This window comes from Sphingomonas sp. KR3-1 (assembly GCF_040049295.1).
Lineage (GTDB): Bacteria > Pseudomonadota > Alphaproteobacteria > Sphingomonadales > Sphingomonadaceae > Sphingomonas.
Map to the genome: position 1 here is coordinate 422,464 of NZ_JBDZDQ010000001.1, position 22,356 is coordinate 444,819.

Annotated in this window: 23 protein-coding genes; 14 read left to right on the forward strand and 9 right to left on the reverse strand. The window is 69.1% G+C overall.

Going from position 1 to position 22,356, the window contains the following annotated elements; all coding sequences use genetic code 11:
- Positions 1-3: 3 nt before the first annotated feature.
- Positions 4-1,512, reverse strand: coding sequence for a YifB family Mg chelatase-like AAA ATPase (locus ABLE38_RS02160; protein WP_348972523.1), 1,509 nt, complete (start codon positions 1,510-1,512; stop codon positions 4-6).
- Between the two features lie 128 nt (positions 1,513-1,640).
- On the opposite strand from ABLE38_RS02160, the gene ABLE38_RS02165 reads away from it, so the two are divergent.
- The 11 genes from ABLE38_RS02165 to ABLE38_RS02215 all read left to right on the forward strand — a co-directional run bounded on the left by ABLE38_RS02165 (position 1,641) and on the right by ABLE38_RS02215 (position 10,912).
- Entirely contained in the window at positions 1,641-2,360 is a 720-nt protein-coding gene (locus ABLE38_RS02165) for an energy transducer TonB (RefSeq protein ID WP_348972524.1), read from the forward strand.
- Between the two features lie 58 nt (positions 2,361-2,418).
- Positions 2,419-2,742, forward strand: a complete 324-nt coding sequence (locus tag ABLE38_RS02170) for a hypothetical protein (RefSeq protein ID WP_348972525.1) — start codon at positions 2,419-2,421, stop codon at positions 2,740-2,742.
- Positions 2,743-2,829: 87 nt separating this feature from the next.
- A complete protein-coding gene (gene rpmH / locus ABLE38_RS02175; protein WP_086128886.1) occupies positions 2,830-2,964 on the forward strand; it encodes a 50S ribosomal protein L34 in 135 nt (44 codons plus the stop codon).
- Positions 2,961-3,302, forward strand: coding sequence for a ribonuclease P protein component (rnpA, locus tag ABLE38_RS02180; RefSeq protein WP_348974437.1), 342 nt, complete (start codon positions 2,961-2,963; stop codon positions 3,300-3,302). The genes rpmH and rnpA overlap by 4 nt, the downstream gene beginning before the upstream one ends.
- A 139-nt stretch (positions 3,303-3,441) precedes the next feature.
- Positions 3,442-3,654, forward strand: coding sequence for a membrane protein insertion efficiency factor YidD (gene yidD / locus ABLE38_RS02185; protein WP_348972526.1), 213 nt, complete (start codon positions 3,442-3,444; stop codon positions 3,652-3,654).
- Positions 3,655-3,675: 21 nt separating this feature from the next.
- Entirely contained in the window at positions 3,676-5,436 is a 1,761-nt protein-coding gene (yidC, locus tag ABLE38_RS02190) for a membrane protein insertase YidC (protein WP_348972527.1), read from the forward strand.
- Positions 5,433-6,071 carry a ribosome biogenesis GTP-binding protein YihA/YsxC gene (yihA, locus tag ABLE38_RS02195; RefSeq protein ID WP_348972528.1) on the forward strand — a complete coding sequence of 213 codons (639 nt, stop codon included), beginning with the start codon at positions 5,433-5,435 and terminating at the stop codon, positions 6,069-6,071. The genes yidC and yihA overlap by 4 nt, the downstream gene beginning before the upstream one ends.
- Positions 6,068-6,409 carry a gamma-glutamylcyclotransferase family protein gene (locus ABLE38_RS02200; RefSeq protein WP_348972529.1) on the forward strand — a complete coding sequence of 114 codons (342 nt, stop codon included), beginning with the start codon at positions 6,068-6,070 and terminating at the stop codon, positions 6,407-6,409. Before yihA ends, ABLE38_RS02200 begins: the two co-directional genes overlap by 4 nt.
- Before the next feature lie 74 nt (positions 6,410-6,483).
- The gene (locus ABLE38_RS02205; RefSeq protein ID WP_348972530.1) at positions 6,484-7,617 is read left to right on the forward strand and encodes a hypothetical protein; all 1,134 of its coding nucleotides are present in this window, start codon (positions 6,484-6,486) and stop codon (positions 7,615-7,617) included.
- A gap of 49 nt (positions 7,618-7,666) precedes the next feature.
- The gene (locus ABLE38_RS02210; RefSeq protein WP_348972531.1) at positions 7,667-9,250 is read left to right on the forward strand and encodes a methyl-accepting chemotaxis protein; all 1,584 of its coding nucleotides are present in this window, start codon (positions 7,667-7,669) and stop codon (positions 9,248-9,250) included.
- A gap of 69 nt (positions 9,251-9,319) precedes the next feature.
- Positions 9,320-10,912: a methyl-accepting chemotaxis protein gene (locus ABLE38_RS02215; RefSeq protein WP_348972532.1), complete on the forward strand. Its 1,593-nt coding sequence runs from the start codon at positions 9,320-9,322 to the stop codon at positions 10,910-10,912.
- Between the two features lie 139 nt (positions 10,913-11,051).
- Here ABLE38_RS02215 and ABLE38_RS02220 read toward each other — a convergent pair whose 3' ends face one another.
- The 3 genes from ABLE38_RS02220 to ABLE38_RS02230 form a co-directional block, all read right to left on the reverse strand.
- Positions 11,052-12,335 (reverse strand): MFS transporter, encoded by a 1,284-nt coding sequence (locus ABLE38_RS02220; RefSeq protein WP_348972533.1) that lies wholly within the window; start codon positions 12,333-12,335, stop codon positions 11,052-11,054.
- Positions 12,332-12,775, reverse strand: coding sequence for a MarR family transcriptional regulator (locus tag ABLE38_RS02225; RefSeq protein ID WP_348972534.1), 444 nt, complete (start codon positions 12,773-12,775; stop codon positions 12,332-12,334). Before ABLE38_RS02225 ends, ABLE38_RS02220 begins: the two co-directional genes overlap by 4 nt.
- 159 nt (positions 12,776-12,934) lie before the next feature.
- Positions 12,935-14,908: an alpha/beta fold hydrolase gene (locus ABLE38_RS02230; protein ID WP_348972535.1), complete on the reverse strand. Its 1,974-nt coding sequence runs from the start codon at positions 14,906-14,908 to the stop codon at positions 12,935-12,937.
- A gap of 129 nt (positions 14,909-15,037) precedes the next feature.
- On the opposite strand from ABLE38_RS02230, the gene ABLE38_RS02235 reads away from it, so the two are divergent.
- A complete protein-coding gene (locus ABLE38_RS02235; RefSeq protein WP_348972536.1) occupies positions 15,038-15,700 on the forward strand; it encodes a glutathione S-transferase family protein in 663 nt (220 codons plus the stop codon).
- Here ABLE38_RS02235 and ABLE38_RS02240 read toward each other — a convergent pair.
- Positions 15,697-16,143 carry a cupin domain-containing protein gene (locus ABLE38_RS02240; RefSeq protein WP_348972537.1) on the reverse strand — a complete coding sequence of 149 codons (447 nt, stop codon included), beginning with the start codon at positions 16,141-16,143 and terminating at the stop codon, positions 15,697-15,699. The genes ABLE38_RS02235 and ABLE38_RS02240 overlap by 4 nt on opposite strands.
- Here ABLE38_RS02240 and dapE point away from each other — a divergent pair.
- Positions 16,143-17,291 carry a succinyl-diaminopimelate desuccinylase gene (gene dapE / locus ABLE38_RS02245; RefSeq protein WP_348972538.1) on the forward strand — a complete coding sequence of 383 codons (1,149 nt, stop codon included), beginning with the start codon at positions 16,143-16,145 and terminating at the stop codon, positions 17,289-17,291. The genes ABLE38_RS02240 and dapE overlap by 1 nt on opposite strands.
- An 81-nt stretch (positions 17,292-17,372) precedes the next feature.
- Here dapE and ABLE38_RS02250 read toward each other — a convergent pair whose 3' ends face one another.
- From ABLE38_RS02250 to ABLE38_RS02265, 4 genes are all read right to left on the reverse strand, one after another.
- A complete protein-coding gene (locus tag ABLE38_RS02250) occupies positions 17,373-19,049 on the reverse strand; it encodes an EAL domain-containing protein (protein ID WP_348972539.1) in 1,677 nt (558 codons plus the stop codon).
- An 82-nt stretch (positions 19,050-19,131) separates the two neighbouring features.
- Complete coding sequence (locus ABLE38_RS02255) at positions 19,132-19,695, reverse strand: Smr/MutS family protein (RefSeq protein ID WP_348972540.1); 564 nt, start codon at positions 19,693-19,695, stop codon at positions 19,132-19,134.
- Complete coding sequence (locus ABLE38_RS02260) at positions 19,692-21,020, reverse strand: murein transglycosylase A (RefSeq protein WP_348972541.1); 1,329 nt, start codon at positions 21,018-21,020, stop codon at positions 19,692-19,694. The genes ABLE38_RS02255 and ABLE38_RS02260 overlap by 4 nt, the downstream gene beginning before the upstream one ends.
- An 11-nt stretch (positions 21,021-21,031) precedes the next feature.
- Complete coding sequence (locus ABLE38_RS02265) at positions 21,032-21,679, reverse strand: Tim44/TimA family putative adaptor protein (protein WP_348972542.1); 648 nt, start codon at positions 21,677-21,679, stop codon at positions 21,032-21,034.
- A gap of 162 nt (positions 21,680-21,841) precedes the next feature.
- Between ABLE38_RS02265 and secB the strand changes: the two genes are divergently transcribed.
- Positions 21,842-22,351, forward strand: coding sequence for a protein-export chaperone SecB (gene secB, locus ABLE38_RS02270; RefSeq protein WP_348972543.1), 510 nt, complete (start codon positions 21,842-21,844; stop codon positions 22,349-22,351).
- Positions 22,352-22,356 lie beyond the last annotated feature (5 nt).

Here is a 22,356-nt window from a genome sequence, read left to right on the forward strand (position 1 = left end):
CCCTCAACTCCGCGGCGCCTGCCGCCGATAGCTCAGCGCCTCGGCCACATGGATGCGCCCCACCCCCTCAGCCCCCGCCAGGTCGGCGATCGTCCGTGCCACCCTCAGCACCCGCGTATAGCCGCGCGCCGACAGCCGCATCGTCTCCGCCGCCTGGGCGAGCAGCTTGCGCCCCGCCTCGTCCGGCGTGGCACACTCCATCAGCACATCGCCCTCCGCCTCGGCATTGGTCCGCACCGCCACCTCGCGGTACCGCCCCGCCTGCACCGCCCGCGCCTCCGCCACCCGCGCCGCGACGTCTGCCGATCCCTCCGCCGGCCGGTCGAGCACCAGGTCCGCCGCGGTCACCGGCTGGACCTCGACATGCAGGTCGATCCGGTCGAGCAGCGGCCCCGAGACCTTGGCCTGGTAGTCCGCGGCACATCTCGGCGCCCGCGCGCACGCCAAAGCCGGATCGCTCAGATGCCCGCAGCGGCAAGGGTTCATCGCCGCAACCAGCTGCACCCGCGCCGGAAAGGTCACGTGCGCATTGGCCCGCGCCACGCTCACCACCCCCGCCTCGATCGGCTGCCTGAGCGAATCGAGCACCGCGCGCTGGAATTCGGGCAGCTCGTCGAGGAACAGCACGCCGAGATGCGCCAGGCTCACCTCGCCTGGCTTGACCTTGAGCCCGCCCCCGGTCAGCGCCGCCATCGAGGCGCTGTGGTGGGGGCTGCGGAACGGCCGTGCCCGGGTCAGCCGCCCGCCGTTCAGCGTCCCCGCCACCGAGGCGACCATCGAAACCTCCAGCGCCTCGGCCGCGTCGAGCGGCGGCAATATCCCCGGCAGGCACGAGGCAAGCAGCGACTTGCCCGCGCCCGGCGGCCCGCACATCAGCAGATTGTGCCCGCCCGCCGCGGCGATCTCGAGCGCGCGCCGCGCCGTCTCCTGCCCCTTGACCTGGGCGAGGTCGGGCCCGGCGACCGGCGCCTCGACTTCGCCCGCCGCGGCGGCGGGGAGCAGCTGGTTGCCCTTGAAGTGGTTGAGCAGCGCGATCAGGTCGGGCGCGGCGACGACTTCCACCTGTCCGGCCCAGGCCGCCTCGGCGCCCTGCGCGGCGGGGCAGACCAGCCCCTTGCCGATCTCCGCGGCGTGGAGCGCGGCGAGCAGCACGCCGGGGCTCGGCGCGATCCGCCCGTCCAGCGCCAGTTCGCCGACCACGACATAGCCCGCCAGCGTCTCGGCATCGACCACGCCCATCGCGCCGAGCAGCGCCAGCGCCACCGCCAGGTCGAAATGCGATCCTTCCTTGGGCAGGTCGGCGGGCGAGAGGTTGAGGATGATGTGCTTGGGCGGCAGCGCCAGCCCGATCGCGGCCATCGCGGCACGCACCCGCTCGCGGCTCTCCGCCACCGCCTTGTCGGGCAGGCCGACGACGACGAACTTGGGCAGCCCGGCGACGAGGTTGCACTGCACCTCCACCGCGCGCGCCTCGAGCCCCAGATAGGCAACCGTCGAAACGCTCGCGACCAAGCCTGCGCCCTCCCCCAAGAGCCGCCGACGATAGCGGGCCTTTCCTCCGGTGCGGGCGGGGATGCCACCGTTATGGAGCAAGTGCCCCGCGCATTGCGGGAAGGCCCCGCCCGCCTTAGCCTGCCGCCATGCGCCGCTCGCTCACGCCCGCCCATCGCAGCGCCTCGGCCCTGGCCGCGGCAGGCGCGCTGGTGCTGGTCTTCCTGCTGCTGCGCAGCGGGCTGGCGGTGATGCTGTCGCCGGCGGCGCAGGAACGCCCGCTCCCCGTCGACTTCGTCGCGCTGCCGCCGCCGGCGCTGCCCAAGGTCGTGCCCAGCCCGATCCCGCCCAGAGCGCATCGCCTCGATCCCGGCGCGCCGGCGCCGCTCCCGGCCCCACATGAGGCGCCCACCGCCACGCTCGCGCCGCTCGCTCCCGCCGCACCGGTCAGCGCACCGGTAGCCGGACCCGGCGGCAGCGGTGTCGGCACGGCCCAGGGCAGCGGCGGCACCGGCGCGGGTGGCATCGGCGGCGGCTCCGGCAGCGGAATCCCCGCGCCCGCCCCGCCCAGGCCGCGGCTGGTGCCCCCCGATTGGGTGCGCAAGCCCAGCCCGGAAGACCTGCGCCGCCTCAACCCGCCCGGCGCGCAGGCGATGAACCAGAGCGGCGACGTGGTCCTCGCCTGCCATGTCCTGGCGACCAGGCGCGCCGATCGCTGCCGCGTGGTCCGCGAGACGCCGCGCGGCTATTTCTTCGGCGCCGCCGCGCTCGATGCCTCGCGGGACTTCCGGATCAACCCGCCGATGCGCGGCGACGCCGTCGATCCCGATGCCTGGGTGGTGATCCCGGTGCATTTCGCCAACGATTGAACTCGTCCCGCCGCAACACCGTCTTGCACGGGCAACACACGCTTCCCACTTCTCCAACATGGCACACACGCGCAGCCCGCTGGTCCGCACGGTCCTGGTGATGACGGGGTTCTTCCTGATCGCCCTATCGCCGGTCGTCGGCATCCTGCCCGGGCCGGGCGGGATCTTCGTGTTCGCCGGCGGCCTGGTGCTCCTCCTCCAGAACGCGCAATGGGCCCAGCGCGCCTTTGCCCGGATGAAGCGGCGCTGGCCGCGATTCGGCCACTATGCCGATATGGCGCTGCGCCGCAGCAGCGCGCGGCGGCGCCGTCTGCGCGAAAAGGAGGCGAAAATTGCCCGCGCAGAGGCCGAACTGCTCGGTTTGGGGCACACAACGCGTTGACTCGCGCACAACGTCCCACTATGGGCACCCGACACGCGGCCGCCCCTGTGGTGGCCCTTTTACGTTCTAGATACTTGAGGATGAGCGATGAAGCGGACCTTTCAGCCGAGCAACCTGGTGCGTGCGCGCCGGCACGGCTTCCGCAGCCGCATGGCGACCCCGGGCGGCCGCAACGTGATCCGTGCCCGCCGCGCCCGCGGCCGCAACAAGCTGTCGGCCTGAACCCGACCGCCGTTGCGCGGCTTACGCAGCGCAAGGATTATCTCGCAGCAAATGCAGGCAAGCGGGCTCCCATGCCCGGCTTTGTCCTGATCGTGCGTGCGCGTGACGATGCCGATCCGTTGATGCGGGTCGGCATTACCGTATCCAAGAAAGTCGGCAATGCGGTGATCCGCAACCGGATGAAGCGCCGCTTCCGCGCGCTCGTCCGCGAAGTGCTGCCCGACGCGGGCGTGCCCGGCGCCGATCACGTGCTGATCGGCCGCAACAGCGGCATCGAGCGCCCGTTCGACGATCTCAAGGCCGAGCTGGTCAAGGCGCTGGGGAAGGTCAAGCGGTGATGCGGTGCATCCTGACGCGCCACTCTTTCTCCCCGGCGAAGGCCGGGGCCCAGCCCAGATCACATGACACGCGCGGCAGCGCGTCTGGGATTGAGAGCCGAGTCTGGGCCCCGGCCTTCGCCGCAGAAAGGATTTGGGCATGATGGCGAAGCTCCTCATCCTGCTCGCCCGTGCCTGGCAGGTCGGCCCCTCCGTCATCCTGCCGCCCAGCTGCCGCTACCAACCCAGCTGTTCGGCCTATGCAATCGAGGCGCTTCGCCGCTATGGGGCTGTCAAAGGCAGTTGGCTCGCCGTCCGGCGGATCGCCCGCTGCCACCCATGGGGCGGCCACGGCTACGACCCAGTGCCATAAGTTTTTCCGGGGAATCGGTACGTGAAGGAAGACCAGAAGAATTTCGTGCTGTTCGCGGTGATCGCCGCGCTGCTGCTGTTCGCGTGGCCGATGGTCACGCACTGGTTCTTCCCGCAGCAACAGCCGTCCTCGACCCAGATGGTCAACGGCAAGCAGGTCGCCAAGCCGGTGACCGGCACCACGCCGGCCGCCGACACCCCGGCCGCGGTGCGCGACCGCACCGTCGTGCTCGCCGAGGCGCCCCGCGTCGCGATCGACACGCCTGCGCTCAAGGGCTCGATCAACCTGAAGGGCGCGCGGATCGACGATCTCGTCCTGCCCAAATATTCCGAGACGGTGGCGAAGAACTCGCCGCCGGTGCACCTGTTCTCGCCTTCAGGCACCAAGGGCGCCTATTTCGCCGGCTTCGGCTGGATCGCGGACGGCGTCCAGGTTCCGACCAAGGACACCGTGTTCAAGGCCGACGGCACCGTGCTGAAGCCGGGCACCCCGGTCACGCTGACCTGGGACAACGCTACCGGCCAGCGCTTCGCGATCCGCTTCGCGGTCGATGAGAACTACCTGTTCACCGTCGATCAGTCGGTGGCGAATCTCGGCACGGCGCCGGTCTCGGTCCGCCCCTATTCGCTGCTGTCGCGCACCGGCGTGCCGACCGATCTCGATAGCTGGACCAACCATATCGGCCCGCTCGGCGCCTTCGCCAACGGTGCCAATTACGACATCAGCTACAAGAATCTCGAGGGCGAGGAGCCCGGCTTCTTCAGCAAGATGTTCGGCACCAGCGCCAAGGCCGGCGAGAACGCCTTCAACGTGAAGGGCGGCTGGATCGGCTTCGGCGACAAATATTGGCTGTCGGCGCTGATCCCCGATCAGAAGCTCCAGGTGAACTCGGCCTTCCGCCCCGCCCAGGGCGACACCTTCCAGGCCGATGCCGCGCTGCCGACGATCGCGATTCCCGCGGGCAAGGCGATCACGACGACGAGCCATGTCTTCGCCGGTGCCAAGGAAGTCCGCGCGCTCGACCACTACGAGTCGACGCTCGGCGTCGCGCATTTCGGCAATGCGATCGACTGGGGCTGGTTCCAGATCCTCGAAAAGCCGATCTTCTACTATCTCGGCTGGCTCTTCCATCTCGTCGGCAATTTCGGCGTGGCGATCATCCTGCTGACGATCACCATCCGCGGCCTACTCTTCCCGATCGCCCACAAGCAGTTCGAGTCGATGGCTCGCATGCGCGTCATGCAGCCGAAGATGAAGGCGCTGCAGGAGCGCTACAAGGACGACAAGCAGCGCCAGCAGCAGGAGATCATGAAGCTCTACAAGGAAGAGAAGGTGAACCCGCTCGCGGGCTGCCTGCCGATCCTTCTGCAGATCCCGATCATGTTCGCGCTCTACAAGGTGCTGCTGCTCACGATCGAGATGCGCCACCAGCCCTTCGCGCTGTGGATCCACGATCTCTCCGCGCCCGATCCGGCGACGATCCTCAACCTGTTCGGCTATCTCCATTTCACCCCGCCGGGCTTCCTGGCGATCGGCGTGGTGCCGGTGCTGCTCGGCGTCTCGATGTTCTTCCAGATGAAGTTCAACCCGGCGCCGATGGACGAGGTCCAGAAGCAGGTCTTCGCGATCATGCCGTGGATGCTGATGTTCATGATGGCGCCGTTCGCGGTCGGCCTGCAGCTCTACTGGATCACGTCGAACTGCATCACCATCCTGCAGCAGCAGTGGCTCTATTCGCGCCACCCGGTGCTCAAGCAGCCCAAGGAAAAGGCGGCCAAGTGAGCAGCTTCGACGACGATCAGATCGAGGCCGCGCGAAAGATCTTCGCCGGCCCGATCACGTTCCTAAAATCGGCCCCCAAGCTCGAGCATCTGCCCAATCCGGTGGTGCCCGAGGTGGCGTTCGCCGGCCGCTCGAACGTGGGCAAGTCGTCGCTGCTCAACGCGCTCGCCAATCGCAACGGGCTGGCGCGCACCTCGAACACGCCGGGGCGCACGCAGGAGCTCAACTTCTTCGACGTGGGTGAGCCGCTCCGCTTCCGCCTCGTCGACATGCCGGGCTACGGCTTCGCCAAGGCGCCGCGCGACATGCTGCGCCAGTGGCGCTATCTGGTGAACGACTTCCTGCGAGGGCGCGACGTGCTCAAGCGCGCGCTGGTGCTGATCGACAGCCGCCACGGCATCAAGGAAGTCGACAACGAGATCCTCGACATGCTCGACGCCGCGGCGGTGAGCTACCGGATCGTCCTGACCAAGGCGGACAAGATCAAGGCGAGCGAGCTGGCGGATGTCCGTGCCCGCACCGAGGTCGAGGCCCGCAAGCGCCCCGCCGCGCATCCGGACATCATCACCACCTCGTCCGAAAAGGGCATGGGCATCCCCGAGCTGCGCGCCGCGGTGCTCGAGGCGATCGGTTGAGCGGGGCGGAAGCCCTGCTCTTCTCCTACGGCACGCTCCAGCTGGCGAGCGTGCAGCTGAGCCAGTTCGGCCGCCTGCTCGAGGGCAGCGACGACGTGCTCCACGGCTATCGCCAGATCGAGATCACGATCCGCGACCCCGACGTGCTCGAGGCCAGTGGCATCGAGGTCCATCTCGCGCTCGTCCCCGACGACGACGCCCCGCCCATCCCCGGCAAGGTCTTCCGCCTGGCGCCCGAGGAGCTGGCGGCGGCGGATGTCTATGAGAGCGAGAACTACGCGCGCGTCGCCGCCCCGCTGGCCTCCGGGATCACCGCCTGGGTGTACGTGAAGGCATAGGGCACGCAAGCAGCGGCCCTTTGACCTCCCTCCGCATCCGCGCCACACTCTCCGCAATCGGAGGGGATCGCATCATGACCACCGCGCCAAGCGCACCCGCCCGGCTGGCCGGGCTCGACCTGTTCCGCGGGCTCACCGTCGCCTGCATGGTCATCGTCAACACGCCGGGCAGCTGGGACCATGTCTGGTGGCCGCTCGATCATGCCGAGTGGCACGGCTTTACCCCCACCGACCTGGTCTTCCCCGCCTTCCTCTGCGCGATGGGCGTGGCGCTCGGCCTCTCCTTCCCGCGCACCGTCGACGGCAGCGCCTGGACGCGCATCGTCCGCCGTTCGCTCCTCCTTATCGCGATCGGCTGGGCCTGGCAGATGCTCGCCCGCCCCGGCCTGGCCGACTTCCGCGTCTTCGGCGTGCTGCCGCGCCTCGGCCTCTGCTACGGCCTCGCCGCCACGCTGGCGATCCTCACCGGCTGGCGGGACCAGCACGGCAAGGTCCATCTCGGCGCCCGCGCGCTCGGCATCGCCAGCATCGCGCTCCTGCTCGGCTATTGGGTGCTGCTCAGCTTCGTCCCCGTCCCCGGCCATGCCTCCGGCGACCTCAGCCCCGCGGGCAACCTCGCCGGCTATGTCGACCGGATCGCGGTGACCACGCACCACATGTACCGCTACGGCACCGACGAGGCCGGCAATATCGTCTATGATCCCGAGGGGCTGCTCTCCACCCTGCCCTCGCTCGTCAACGTCATCCTCGGCATGCTCGCCGCCTTGCTGTGGAAGCGCGACCCCGCCCGCGCGACGATGCGCATCCTGCTCGCCGGCATCGCCCTCGCTGCGATCGGCTATGCCTGGTCGTTCGGCTTCCCGCTCAACAAGAAGCTGTGGACCAGTAGCTTCGCGCTATGGACCTCGGGGCTCTCGGCGATCCTCTTCGCCGGCTGCATCGCCGCTTCCCGCTCGGCGGCCGTCCGCACGGCGCTGTGGCCGCTCGACGTGCTCGGGATGAACGCGATCCTCGGCTACATGCTCTCGCTGCTGCTCTCGCTCGCCGCGCTGCGCACCGGCTTCCAGCTCTGGGCGTGGAACGGGCTCGCCGCGCTGATGCCGGGCAACCCGCTGCTCGCCTCGTTCCTCTTCGCGCTCGCCGTGCTGCTGCTCGTCCTCGCCTTGCTCATCCCGCTGCACCGCCGCGGCATTCACCTCAGGCTATGATAAACGCGCTGGTAACCATCCCGCGCTAGAAACCTTCCTGATGGGGAAGGTGAGCCAAGCAGCCCTCGAACGGGCATTCTGGGGCAAATGGGCCGAGCTGCCGCCGCGGCTTATGCGCGCGCACAGCGTGGCGATCCAGCGCGGCTATCCGGTCTCCTTCGCCGCCAGCGTCTTCGTCAGCATCGTGCTGACGCTGATGGTCCACGCGCACGGCTATTTCGCCTGGCACATCGCCGTGCTCGCGCTGCACCTCGCGATCAACGTCGCGGTGCTGGTGCGCTGGCGCGACGGCAAGGCGCGCGACTGGTGGGTCGACAGCAGCCCCCACACCCTGCGCGCCACCGTGATCGAGGCCGCCGCCGTCTCGCTCGGCTGGTTCCTGCTCCTCGCCACGCTCGGCCTCGGCGCCAGCGACAAGGAGCTGATCGTCACCACCACCTCGATCGCCGGCGTCGTCGCGATCGGCGCGCTGCGCTATGCCCCGCTCCCGCCCGCCAGCCTCGCCTGGCTCGGCGTCGGCGTGGTGATCTGCGCGCTCTACGCCATCTTCGCCAACATTCCGGCGGGCGTGTTCGTCTTCCTCGCCGTCTTCGTCGCGCTGCTTGCCCGCACCGTGATCGGCCAGGCCCAGCTCGTCACCGATCAGTTCGCGCAAGGCGAGGCGCTTGCCCGCGCCGCCAGCGACCGCGAGCTGCTCCACGCCACCAGGCAGCAGGAGGAGCTGCAACAGGCCGCCGCCGCCGCCGAGGCCCGTCACCGCGCCCAGGTCGACAACGAGCGCGACCGCCGCGCCGAGATCGCCCGCATCGCCGAGCGCTTCGAGCGCCAGTTCGTCGCCGCGATCAGCGAGCTCGCCGCCGCCGCCGAGCAGACCCGCAGCTCGGCCGAGGGGCTGGCCGCCACCACCATTGCCACCGGCGACCAGATCCGCGGCGTCGCCGATCGCGCCGTTCGCGCCGACACCGGTGCCGCCACGCTGTTCGAGGAATCGGCCAATCTCGGCCGCAGCCTCGCCACCGTCGAGGCGAGCATCGCCGCCCAGGCCGAGACGACCGAGCATCTCTACGACCTGTCGCGCTCCGCCGATTCCCGCTTCGCCGTGCTCGCCGGGCACAGCGCCAGTGTCGGCAACATCGCCGACATGATCGCCGAGATCGCCGCCCGCACCAACCTGCTCGCGCTGAACGCCAGCATCGAGGCGGCGCGCGCCGGCGATGCCGGCCGCGGCTTCGCGATCGTCGCCCAGGAAGTGAAGAGCCTCGCCGCCCAGACCGCCAACGCCACCGGCGACATCCGCTCCCAGCTCGAGCGCATGGCCGGCGCGGTCAATGCCACCACGTCGATCGTCGGCGAGATGCGCGAAAGCTTCGATCGGATCGGCCAGGTCGGCGGCGCGGTCGGCCAGGCGATCGCCAACCAGGGCGACGTGATCCGCTCGATCCAGGCCTATGCCGGCACCGCCGCCGCGCTCACCGCCGATCTCCAGGCCGGTGCCGCCAGCGCCGAGCGCGCGACCGACGCAGCTGCCCGCACCACCACCGAGATGGACGCTGCCACCGATACGCTGGTCGGCCAGGCGCGCCACCTGCTCGGCGAGATGCAGGGCTTCCTCGAGACGCTGCGCGCCGCCTGAGCCGCAAATCACGCAATATCTGTACAAGTTCGCAGCTATCGCCGCGGCACGGCCTATAATATGTCTGGAATGTACGCCCGGCGCCTCTCTACCCTGCGCCACTTGTTCTACGGCAAGTGGGTCGCGCTGCCTGCGGAGCTCACCCGCACGCAGATGATGGTCGTCGCGCGGGCATTTCCCGTCACCTATCTGATGTCGATGATCGTCGGCGTGCTGGTGATTCTGTCGATCAGCCACGGCCCCTATCTGCCCTGGCGCCTCGCCGCGTTCGGGCTGCACGTCGCCATCTTCACCGGCATGCTGATCGGCTGGAAGCGGCACCGCGACAATGACTGGCAGATGGCCACGTCGCGCGCCGGCGTGCACGCAGCGATGCGCCGCGCCGCGCTCGCCGCCTTTGCCTGGACCAATTTCCTCGGCGCTGCCGGCCTGGGCGCGCATGGCGACGATCTCGCGGTCAACGCCGCGGTGATCACCGGCGTGATCGCGCTCGGCGCGTTGCGCTATGCCGCCTCGCCGCCGGCCAGCCTCTCCTTCCTCGTCACCGCGATGGGGACCGCGGTGGTCTACACCGCGCTGTGGTCGATCCCGACGACGACCTTGCTGTTCCTCGCCGTGTTCGCGCTGATGCTCGCGCGCATCGTCCTCGAGCAGGGCGCGCTGGTCCATGACCAGTTCGAGTCCGGCCAGGCGCTCGCCAAGACCGAGGCCGAGCGCGACGTGCTCGCCGCCACCGCCCAGCGCGAGGAGTGGCAGCGCCAGGCCGCCGCCGCCGAAACCCGTCGCCTCGTCATCGAGGAAAGCGAGCGCACGCGCCGCTTGCAGCTCCAGGAGATCGCCCGCGAGTTCGAGCATGGCTTCGCCCAGGACATCACCGATCTCGCCGCCGCCGCCGCGCAGACCCGCCAGTCCGCCGCGGTGCTGATGCGCGGCACGCGCGAATCGCAGGAGCAGGTCAGCGGCGTGGTCGGCCATGCCCAGCAGGCCGACATGGGCGCCGCGGCGCTGCTCGGCGAATCCGACAATCTCGGCCAGTCGCGCGCGACGGTCGAGATGCGCATCGCCGATCAGGGTGCCACCACCGCGCGGCTCCATGCGCTGTCCCAGGCCGCCGAGGAGCGCTTCGCCAAGCTGGTCGACTATGCCGGCGCGGCGGGATCGATCACCGATCTGATCGGCGAAGTCGCCGAGCGTACCAACCTCCTCGCGCTCAACGCCTCGATCGAGGCGGCGCGCGCCGGCGAAGCGGGGCGCGGCTTCGCCGTGGTCGCGCAGGAAGTGAAGAGCCTCGCCGCCCAGTCGCAGCTCGCCGCCCGCGACGTGCGCCGCCGGCTCGAGGAGATCGCCGCCGCGATCGACGGCACCACCACGATCGTCGTCGACATGCGTCAGGGCTTCGACCAGATCGACGAGGTCGCCTTCGCCGTCGAGCAGGCGATGCGCCACCAGGGCGACGTGATCCGCTCGATCCAGGACTATGCCGGCACCGCCGCGACGCTGACCGCGAAGCTGCAGGGCAACGCCGCGGTCGCCGAGAGCGCGACCAGCGCCGCCGCCTGGGCGACCGGCGAGCTCGACACGGTCACCGCCGACCTGGTCGATCGCGCGCAGGGGCTGATGCACGAGATGCGCAGCTTCATGACCAACCTGAAGGCGGCGTAGCACTTCTTCTCCCTCTCCCCTCCGGGGAGAGGGCCGGGGAGAGGGGAAGTATGTCTTGATCCGATGCCGAAGAGCTGAGAACGCCGAGTCCAGGCCCCTCTCCCAACCCTCTCCCCGGAGGGGAGAGGGCTAAGGAAATCTAAGCCACCGCCACCCGCGCCCCAGGCCCCTCGCGCCGCGCCGCCAGGATCGCCACCGCGGCCACCAGCCCGAACGCGCCCGCCACCAGGAACGCCGGTGTGTAGGTCCCCGTCCAGGCACGCACCGCGCCGGCGCCGAACGCCGCGGTTGCCGCGCCGATCTGGTGCCCCACCATCACCCAGCCGAACACCACCGGCGCATCGCGCTCGCCGAAATGGACGTTTGCCAGCTTCACCGTCGGCGGCACCGTCGCGATCCAGTCCAGCCCGTAGAAGATCGCGAAGACCAGCAGGCTCGACGCGCTGAAATCGAGGAAGGGCAGCGCGAGCAGCGAGAGCCCGCGCAGGCCATAATAGACGAACAGCAATTTGCGCGGATCATAGCGGTCGGTCAGCCAGCCCGAGGCAGTGGTGCCGAACAGGTCGAACAGCCCCATCAGGCTGAGCAGCCCCGCCGCCTGCACCGGCGCGATGCCGTGGTCGCCGCAGAACGCGATCAAATGCGTGCCGACCAGCCCGTTGGTGGTCAGCCCGCACACGAAGAAGGTACCGAAGAGCAGCCAGAAGGTCGGGCTCTTCGAGGCACGGAACAGCGCGGTGAAGGCGAGCGCGGGCATCGCGGCCTGCTTCATCGGCGGCGGCGGCGCGCTGGCCTCGGTCTCGCCGAAGCGGCGCACGCCGACATCCTGCGGATGCTCGGGCATGAACAGGAAGACCAGCGGGATCACGCAGGCGCTGGCGATCGACACGGCGAGCGCCACCGGCCGCCACGCGCCGCCTTCGGAGAGCCAGGCGAGCAGCGGCAGGAAGACGAGCGCGCCGGTCGCGGTGCTCGCGGTGAGCATCCCCATCACCAGGCCTTGCCTCGTCGCGAACCAGCGATTGACCACCGCGGCGCCGAGCACCGAGGCGACTGCGCCGCTGCCGATGCCGGAAAACACGCCCCAGCTCAGCACATATTGCCAGGGTTCGGTCATCCACAGGCTGGCGAAGGTGGCGGCGGACATCAGCGCCAGCCCGGCGAGCATCGTCCGCTTGATCCCGAATGACAGCATCAGCGCGGCGGCGAAGGGGCCGACCAGCCCGTAGAGCATGATTCCGATCGCTGCAGACGCGGAGATGGTCGCGCGGTCCCAGCCGAAATGCTGCTCGAGCGGCAGCATCATCACGCCCGGCGCCGAGCGCAGCCCCGCCGAGACGAGCAGCGCGACGAAGGTGATCGCCGCGACGATGCCGGCATAGCCGCGGGTGCCGAGCGGCAGGCGCGACAGGATCGCGGTCATGCCCTGGCGCCCGCGCGCTCGATGCCCTGGCTGAGCGTCTCGATCCCCGATTTCATGACTTTCCACAGCGCCGTGCCAACTTCCGCTTCCACTCGGTGCTGCATTGCCGCCCAATCGGGCTCCGCGGCATGGAGCGCCGCCCTGCCCGCCTCGGTCAGCCGGGCGGCCTTGCTCCGTCCCGCGCCGGGCGTGACCTCCACCCAGCCGCGCTTCTCGAGCGGCGCGATCGCGCGGTAGAGCGAGCTGCGGTCCATCTCGAGCTGCTCGGCGAGGCGGCTGAGCGCCAGCGGCTCGCCCCGCGCGATATGGCGCAGCAGCGCGAACTGGGCGATGCTCATGTCATGCCCGGCCAGCGCCGCGTCATACAGGCGGCCGGCGACGCGCGCCGCCTTGCGGAGCAGGGTGCAGGCACAGGCGGGCGGAAGTGGCTCGTGATGCATGCGCATCATGTATACGCATCACGCTCGTACCGCAATGCCGCATATGCATCATGCATATGCGGCAATATTAGGCATATGCATCATGTATACACATCATGCATATGCTCGCGGCTCAGAAACCCACCGTTCGGTGTATCCCCAGCCTGCTTAGGTGTCCGGTCAGGCCGGATTATACTTGGCCAAGAAGGCCTCCAGCGCCTTGAGGAACTCGAGCCGGTCCGCCTCCCGACTGAAATGGTGGTCGCCCTCGGGCTGCTCGATATAGGTGGCGTTCTTCCCCGCATCCTTCAGCCGTTTGGCCAGCAGCCTGGATTGCGAGACCGGCACCGTGCGGTCCTTCTTGCCGTGCACGATCAGGATGGGGGTGGAGAATTGCTCCGGGAAGTTGAGCGGCGACACGCCCTTCAGGTCTCCCACCTGCCGGCGCAGCCAGTCCTGCCGGGCGCCGGAGCCGAGGAAGTTGCTGTTGAAGCGCAGCATCCGGTTGAGGTCCGAGACGCCGGCATAGGCGACCGCGCAGCGATATTTCGAGCCGTCGCGCTGCGCCGCGCGCATCGCCGCATAGCCGCCATAGGAGGCGCCGACCATGCACACCCGCTTGGGGTCGGCGATCCCCTGCTTGGCGAGTTCGGTCACGGCGTCATCCAGGTCGTCCTGCATCGCCAGTCCCCATTGCCCTTGCCCCTTGCGAGTGAACTTGGTGCCATAGCCCGAGGAGCCGCGGTAATTGGGCTGGATCACCACATAGCCGCGATCGGCGAGGAACTGCGCCCACCAGTCCCATTCCTCGGTGTCGCGCGCATAGGGGCCGCCATGCGGCATCACGATCAGCGGCGCATTGCGCGCCTCGCCGCTCGGCAGCGTCATCACCGCCGCGATCTCGAGCCCGTCGCGCGCCTTGTAGCGGATGGTCTTCACCCGGTGGAGCAGCTTCAGGCCGATCGTCGCGTTGATATTGCCGATCGCGGTCATCGATTCGTCGGCGGCGCGGTACAGGAAATAGGCGCCCGGCGCCGAGGCCGCGCCGACATGCACGATCACCGCGCTGTGATCGTCGTTCATCGAGACGATCTCGGGCTGGCCGCCCTTGATCATGCCGTCGAGCTTGGCCTGCAGCGCAGTCATCGCCGGGTCGGTCCAGGCCGTCCCGGGCTTGTCGCGGTTCACCTCGATGCCGAGATAGCCGAAGCCGGTGGGATCGCTCCACACATCGCCGATGTCGAAGCCCTTGGCTGCGAACAGCTGCTTGCCGCGCTCCAGCTTGGTCAGGTCATATTCGTAGAGCGCGGAATAGCCCTCCGCATCGTCGTCGATGATCAGCGCCTGGTTGGGATCGCTCTTGAACAGCGTCGGCATCTCGATCGATTCGTCGATCGACGTCGCCCGGTCGATCACCTTGAAGGGCTCGCCGCGCTGCTTGCGATAGTAGAGCCGGCGCTTGCGGCCATCGTCGGACATGCCATAGCCCATGCGGACCACGCCGTTGCCGTCGGCATACCAGTTCCACACATCGGCGAGCCCGGGCTGGACCAGCCTGGTCTTGCCGGTGGTGACGTCGATCTCGTCGGCCCGCGGCCAGAAGGCCTGCTCGTTGCTGTAGATCGAGTTCTGCGACCCCAGCAGGATCCGCGGGCTGCCGTCGCGCGCCACCCAGAGCAGGTCGGAGGCGTTCTGGCCGGCGGTGTCCTTGTTAAGCTTCACCATCTTGGTGCCGTCCGCCCGCACGCCGAAGCTGCGCGTGATGTACCATTCCTCGTCCTCGACCGGCACGGTCTGGCCGATGCCGACCACGAGCCAGTCCGCATTGACCCAGCGCCACCAGTTCAGGTCGGATTCGCCCAGGCCAATGATCACCGGCTTGCTGCCGTCGAGCGGATAGATGCCGAAATACTGGACGCCGTGCACCGCAATGCGCGCCGCGATCTTGTCGCCCTTGGGCGAGAGCGAGGGCGATTCGATCGCGGGAAGCTCGGCGAAGACCGTGGTCTCGTAGTGGACGGGGCCCTTGGGCGCAGGTGCGGCAGCAGGAACCGGTCCCGGTGCCGGTGCCGTCTGCGCCCACGCGCTCGCGGAAACGCCCGCCCCGATCGCCGCCACGGCCAATGCCGCCGGCCCGAACCACTTGCTGCGCATGATCCCCCCACTCTTTGCCCGCCGAATTCTTCGAGCGATTTCGTTACGTTGGCAAGACAGTGTTCGCACCGTTTCGAAAGCGCCGCCCACGCGATTGCCCCGGGCGCACCGCCAAGCTATCCCCCAGCCATGAAGCTCTACATCGGCAACAAGGCCTATTCCTCCTGGTCGCTGCGCGGCTGGCTCGCGTGCAAGCAGGCGGGGCTGCCCTTCGAGGAAGTGGTGGTCCCTCTTTACGACCAGGATTGGGAGAAGCGCCGCGAGGGCGACGAGTTCGCCCCCTCCTCGGGCAAGGTGCCGATCCTGTGGGACGGCGACGCCGTGGTGTGGGACAGCCTGGCGATCGTCGAATATCTCAACGACAAGACCGGCAACGCCAAGTTCTGGCCGGAAGACCCGGCCGCCCGCGCGATGGCGCGCTCGATGGCGGCGGAGATGCACTCCGGCTTCGCCAATCTGCGCCGCAAGCACGGCATGAACATCCGCCAGGTCTATCCGCCCAAGACGCCCGACGCGGACGTGCTGCAGGAGATCGCCCGGATCATGGAGCTCTGGGCCCAGGCCCGCGCTCGCTTCGGCGGCGAAGGCCAGTTCCTGTTCGGTGAATTCGGCGCAGTGGACATCATGTTCGCGCCGGTAGTGACCCGCTTCGTCACCTATTCGCTCCCCGTTGCCCGCTTCGCCCCTGCCTATATGAACGCGGTGCTCCAGCACCCCTTCATGCAGGACTGGATCGCCGGCGCGCAGGAAGAGGATTGGGTGATCCAGCAGTTCGAGATGGATCCGGCCTAGAAGCCGCTGCCGTCCTTCCGCCGATATCCCTGCTCGACGCTCCAGTGCATGTCGACGTCGGGATAATGGCAGTCACTCGCCACCGGGCGCCCAACCGCGATGTACACGCAGGGTGCGTCGCTGCGGTTCTGCAGAACATGGCCGTTCCCGTCATTCTTGGGAAACGCCGCGATGTCGCCCGGGCGCATCACCGCCTCGCCGCAATCGTCGACCAGCACCGCCTCGCCCGACAGCATCACGACGAACTCGTCCTCGCCCTCGTGCCAGTGCCGCTGGGCGGACCAGGCGCCGGGTTCCAGCGTCACATGACTGAACCCGGTGTCGGTGATCCCGCTGGCGGGCGCCAGCCGGCGATACCAGCGGCCCTGCACCGGTCCGGCATGTTCCCTCGGATAGCCAGTCGCATTGGTCTGCGGGATTGCGTCTAGGTCGAGCTTGGGCAATGCCACCTCCGATCATGCCGGAGACCATCTTGCCCGACCCCATCGAACTCACCAAGGCCCTGATTGGCGCCGAGAGCGTCACCCCGGCGCGCGGCGGCGTGTTCGACGTGCTCGAGGCAGCACTCCTCCCGCTCGGCTTCAGGGTCGAGCGTTTCGTCGAGGGCGAGGCGCCGGACGGCCCGGTCGAGAACCTGCTCGCGGTGCGCGGCGGCAGCGGCCGCCACTTCGCCTTTGCCGGCCATCTCGACGTCGTGCCGCCGGGCAAGGGCTGGACGACGCCCGCCTTCGCGCCTGAGGTCCGCGGCGACTTGCTCTATGGCCGCGGCGCGGTCGACATGAAGGGCGCGATCGCCGCCTTCGTCGCCGCGGCGGCCAGGGTCGAGGGCGGCGTGACCACGCTGATCATCACCGGCGACGAGGAAGGCCCCGCCACCTTCGGCACGCCACGGCTGATCGAGCGGATGGCCGAGCGCGGCCTGCTGCCCGACATGTGCCTGGTCGGCGAGCCGACCTCGCAGCAACGGCTCGGCGACATGATCAAGATCGGGCGTCGCGGCTCGACGGTGATCGACATCACCGTGCCCGGCAAACAGGGCCATGTCGCCTATCCGCACCTCGCCGACAATCCGATCCCCCGCCTGGTCCGGGCGCTCGCCGAGATCGACGCGATCGTGCTCGATCAGGGCAATGCCTGGTTCCAGCCCTCGAACATCGAGATCATCGACCTGGCCGTCGGCAATCCGGCCACCAACGTCATCCCTGGCGAGGCGAAGGCGCGGATCAGCATCCGCTTCAACGACCAGCAATATGGCCCCGACCTGGTCGCCCGGATCGAGGAGATCGTCCAGCGCCACGCGCCGCTCGGGATCGTCAAGGGCCGCGTCTATGGCGAGGCGTTCCTCACCGAGCCGGGCGCGCTGTCCACGCTGGTGGCCGGCGCGATCGAGGCAAAGCTGGGCGTGACGGCGGAGCTGTCCACCACCGGTGGCACGTCGGACGCGCGCTTCCTGTCGAAGCTCTGCCCGGTGGTCGAGTTCGGGCTTCTGAACGCGACGATGCACAAGCTCGACGAAGCGGTGGCGCTGCCCGATCTGCTGGCGCTGGCCGACGTGTACGAGGAGATTCTGAGGCGGGCGCTCGACACCTAACCGTCATCCCGGCGAAGCCGGGATCTCAGGCGAAGGCGCGATACGGCAGGAGATCCCGGCTTTCGCCGGGATGACGGATAGCTACCCCGCGATCCGCTGCGGCTCCACGGCGCGGGCCCATTCGAGGAAGGCGTCCTCCTCCATCGGTGTCGCCACGGCATAGCCCTGGAGGATGTCGCAGCCGATCACGCGCAGAACGGTGGCTTGGTCGTCGCTCTCGATGCCCTCGGCTACCGCCTCGCAGCCCAGGCCATGGATCAGCCCGATCACCGCTTGGGCGATGGTCCGCGCCTCGGCGCTGTCGGCGACATGCTCGATCAGGCTGCGGTCGAGCTTGATCCGGTCGATCGGCAGCGTGCGCAGCCGGGCGATGTTGGAATAACCGGTGCCGAAATCGTCGATCGCGATCGTGGCGCCGTCGGCGCGCAATTGGGCGATCGCCTCCAGCACTTCGCTCGAGCAATGCATCGCCAGCGTCTCGGTGATCTCGAGCTCGAGCAAATGCGCCGGCGCATTGGCCGCCAGCATCGCCTCGCGCAGCTTGCGGAAGAAGCTGGCATGGTCGAGCTGGCGCGGGCTGATGTTCACCGCCATGCGCTGCTCGACGCCCAGCCGCCCCCAGCGCGAGATCGTCTCGGCCACGCTCTCCACCACCCATTCGCCGATCTCGACGATCAGGCCGGTCTCCTCGGCGCGCTGGATGAAGGTGCCGGGCATCTTGAGCCCGTCCGGATGGCGCCAGCGCAGCAGCGCCTCGGCGGCGACGATGCGGCCCTCCGCGGCGGAAACCTGGGGCTGGTAGACGAGCGTGAACTGGTCCTTGTCGACTGCCTCGCGCAAGTCGCTCTCCAGCCGCGCGCGATCGGCGATCTCGGCCGCGAGGATTTCGGTGAAATGCTCGGCGCGGCCGCGACCCATCGCCTTGGCGTGGTACATCGCAGCATCGGCGGCGCGCATCAGGTCGTGCAGCGTCGTGCCGTGCTCCGGGCGCAGCGCGATGCCGATCGAGGCGCCGATCGACACTTCCTGGTCCGACAGGTCGAACGGCTCGGACAGCGCATAGAGGATGCCCCGGCCGATCCGCTCGGCTTCGCGCACATGGCGCAGCGTCGGGAAGAACATCGTGAACTCGTCGCCCGCCAGGCGGCCGATCAGCGGCGGACGCGCATCCGTCTCGGCGGCGAAGCGATCCGCCACCGCGCGCAGACGATTGGCGACCATGCCGAGCAGTGCATCGCCGGTGGCGTGGCCCATCGTGTCGTTGACGTGCTTGAAGCGATCGAGATCGATGAAATAGAGCACCGCGACATTGCCCGGCGGCAGCTCGGCGAGCATGCGCTCGGCGGTGCGGCGGAAATTGGTGCGGTTGGGCAGCGAGGTCACCGGATCGAACATCGCCAGGCGCTGCACGCTCTCCAGATTGGCGTGGAGCTGGCGGAACAGCCCGTCCATCGCGCGGGCGAGCGTCGGCACCGATTCGTGCACCTGGGGCGGGATCCCGCTCTGCAGGTCGCCATTGGCGGCGCCCTGGAGCCGCTCGATCGCGGAGTCGATCGCCTCGGCAGTGGAGGCGATGCTGCGCTCGGCCGAGGCCCAGCACATCACGCCGCATATGATCGCTGCGATCAGCGCGCGGCCGGCACTTTCGATGGTGATGGCCTGGGGCGTCGAGGCGGCCGCCAGCGCCAGGATGAACGCCACGGCTCCTGCGCACATCGCAAAGGCGATCGCACGGCTCTTGAGCGAAAATCCTTCCACTGTGCTCGCTCTTCCCCCCACAGGAATCCTGCGCGCGCCGGTCGCACCCGGAACGCGATCCCGGATAAATCGCAGACAGAAGTTAAGATTTTTCTCGAGCCCGCCGCAGCACGATGTAGAGCGCGCCGGCGCCGCCGTGGCGCGGATGCGCGTTCCTTACGGCAGCGATACGATCCGCATGGCGCGACGAGGCGAGCCAGTCGCCCACCGCTGCGCGGATCGCTCCGCGGGCGTGCGGGCGCTCCGATTCGGGGCGCGGCGGCTTGCCGGTGACGAGCAGCAGCACGCGGTCGCCTCGCCCGATCGCGACGTCAAGCCCGAAATCGAGCCGGTCATAGGCCGCGGAGAGGCTGTGGCCATGCAGGTCCACGGTCGATTCCGGCGAGACGAGGCCGCGCGACAGGCGCCGGTCCCAGGAGCCGTCGAGCGTGTTGGCGGCTTCCCGGCGCGCCGGCGCGGGCGCAGGCGCGACGCGGGGCGGCGGCACCCGCCCCTTGGGCTTGGCCGGCGCGGGTGCGGGCGCCGGCACCGGCTCGGCGGCCTTCTCGATCGCCTCGACCGACTTGACCGGGCGCGCCTTGATCGGCGTCACGCTGGCGATCACGCGTTTCCACAGCGCCGCTTCCTCGGGCGCGAGGCGTCTCACCGCTGGCGGGTCGGCGCCGGGATCGAGCCAGCGATCGGCGCGCCGCCAAGCTTGCTCAGCGTGCCCACCGGCAGCAGCAGCCAGGCGGTACCGTGCGCGTTCATGCCGCCCGCGATCGCGCGCGCATCGTCGCCTGCGCCCCAGAAGGTATCGACGCGGTTGGGGCCCTTGATCGCCCCGCCGGTATCCTGGGCGATCCACAGGCCATTGGCCTCGGCGCGGTCCATCGAGAGGAACACCGGCGCGCCCAGCGGCACGAACTTGGGATCGACCGCGGCGCTCACCTGCCCCGTGACCGGCAGCCCGAGCGAGCCGTTCGGCCCCGCGCCCTTCAGCTCCTGGAAGAACACATAGCTCTTGTTCTCCCACATGATCTGGCGCCCCTCCTCAGGGTGCGCGCGCAGATATTCGATGATGCCCTGCATCGATGCCTTGCCCGGCTGGAGCAGCCCGCGGTCGCGCATCAGCGCGCCGATGCCGACATATTCGCGGCCATTCTGCCCGGCAAAGCCGATCCGCATCACTTGTCCGTCGGGCCCGCGAAGCCGGCCCGAGCCCTGGATCTGGAGGAAGAACAGCTCGATCGGGTCGGCCGCCCAGGCGATCTCCAGTCCGCGCCCGTCGAGCGCGCCCTGGTCGATGTCCTTGCGGTCGAAATAGGGAAGGAAGGTCTTGCCGGCCACGCGGCCGCGGATCTTCTTGCCCTTCAGGTCGCTCGAGAACTGGCCGAGATCGACCTCGATGATGTCGTCGGGCTTGCCATAGACCGGCACTTCATAGCCCGGGCGCTTGTGGCGCGATCCGGCGATCTCGGGCTCGTAATAGCCGGTCGCCTGGGCGCGGCCGTCGGCGACCTGCACTGTCTCGAACCAGCGGCCGAAAAAGGCGTGCGCGTCGCGCTCGGGCCAGGTCTTGGCGGCGTCGCAGACCGGCTGCCAGTCGCTGCCCTGGGTGAGCCCGCTCGCGTCGGTGCGGCGGACCAGCGACGGGCAGCTCAGCCGGAACGCGACCAGCGCGCGCGCCGCGGCGTCGTCTCCGAGCGGCAGCATGTCGAAATCGGGGCCCGGCACCAGCCCTGCCACCGATGCGCTGAGCGTGCCGGCGGGCGCAGCCGGGGCCGGCACCGCGGGCAGCGGCGTCGCCGGGATCGGCTGGCGGACGGCGGGATTGCCATGCGGCTCGGCCACGCGCGGCGCCTCGCGGGCCGGCTCCCGCGCTACCGTCCGCGGCGGCGGCCGGTATCCCGGCTCCACCGAATGCGGCACCATGCCGCCCGAGCAAGCGCTCAACAGCGCCGCGAGCGCGACTCCCCCCCAGATTCGCATGTATTCGCCCCTCAGGCTTCGTCGGTCTCGACGAGCTTCCAATTGGGATCGTTGCTGCGCAGGCTGCGCGCGAACGTCCAGATATCGTGCGTCTCGACCGCGTCGCTCAGCGAGCCGGCGACGACATTGCCGTCGCCGTCGCGGGTCACGGCGGCGATGTCCGCGTCGAAGCGAACGGCGATGCGCGCGACCTTGCCTTCCACCGAGGCTTCCGAGATCAGCGCGCGCTCGATCGCGACCAGGCGATTCTCCAGCACATGGCCGGCCGTCTTGCGCTCGGCGATCGCCTGGGCGAAGCCGGCACGGACCTCGTCCTCGACGAGCCAGGCGAGCGTGTCCTCATCGCCCTTCCAGAATGCCTCAAGGATCATCTTGTAGGCGCTCTTGGCCCCATCGATGAACTGGGCGACGTCGAAGCTCGGATCGGCGGCGATCACTGCCTTCAGTCCGCTTTCCGCGCCATTCTCGATCACGCGGGCACCCGCCTCGCGCACGTCCGCGGCCTGCTGGTCGACCGTGCGCGGCAGCGGCGGCACCGCCACGCGCTCCTCGCTCGGCTTGGGCAGCGCTTGCTCATGGCCGGTGCGCTTGCCGAGCACGGCATAAAGACGGAGCGCCAGAAAGCCAGCTACCATCGCGAACAGGATTATCGTGTACACTACGCCTCCAAACGCTTCGCCGGTTAACATAGGCCCAAGTGGCGCGGGTTTCAAATCGGCCCGAATCCGCCGGGAATTGAAACGCATGCGCCCGCCTGCTAGGCGCGCAGCCGATCCAACGCTTCAACAGCGTGAAACTTTCCGGAAAAGAGGTAGATTGAAATGGCCGAGAACGACACGATCGCCGAATTCGGCGAGCCCGCAGCGAATGGCGAAGATACCGCCCCCGCCGTCGGCCTGCTGTCGCAATATGTGAAGGACTTCTCGTTCGAGAACCCCAACGCGCCGGCGATCTACCAGAACCAGACCGCGCCGGCGATCGACGTGCAGTTCAACATCGGCTCGGGCAAGGTTGCCGACGACGTGTTCGAAGTCGTCCTCAAGATCGAAGTCCGCGCCCAGGCCGAAAGCCAGACCGCGTTCATCGTCGACCTGTCCTATGCCGGCCTGTTCGGCATCCGCAACGTGCCCGAGGGCGAAGCGCTGGACGGCTTCCTGCTCGGCGAGGCGCCCCGCCTGCTCTTCCCGTTCGCCCGCCGCGTGCTGGCCGACGCCGTCCGCGACGGCGGCTTCCCGCCGCTGATGCTCGAGCCGATCGATTTCGGCGGCATCTACCTGCAGCAGCGCGGGATGAACGAAGACGGCATCGGCGAGCCGGCGGGCCAGGCCTGATCCAC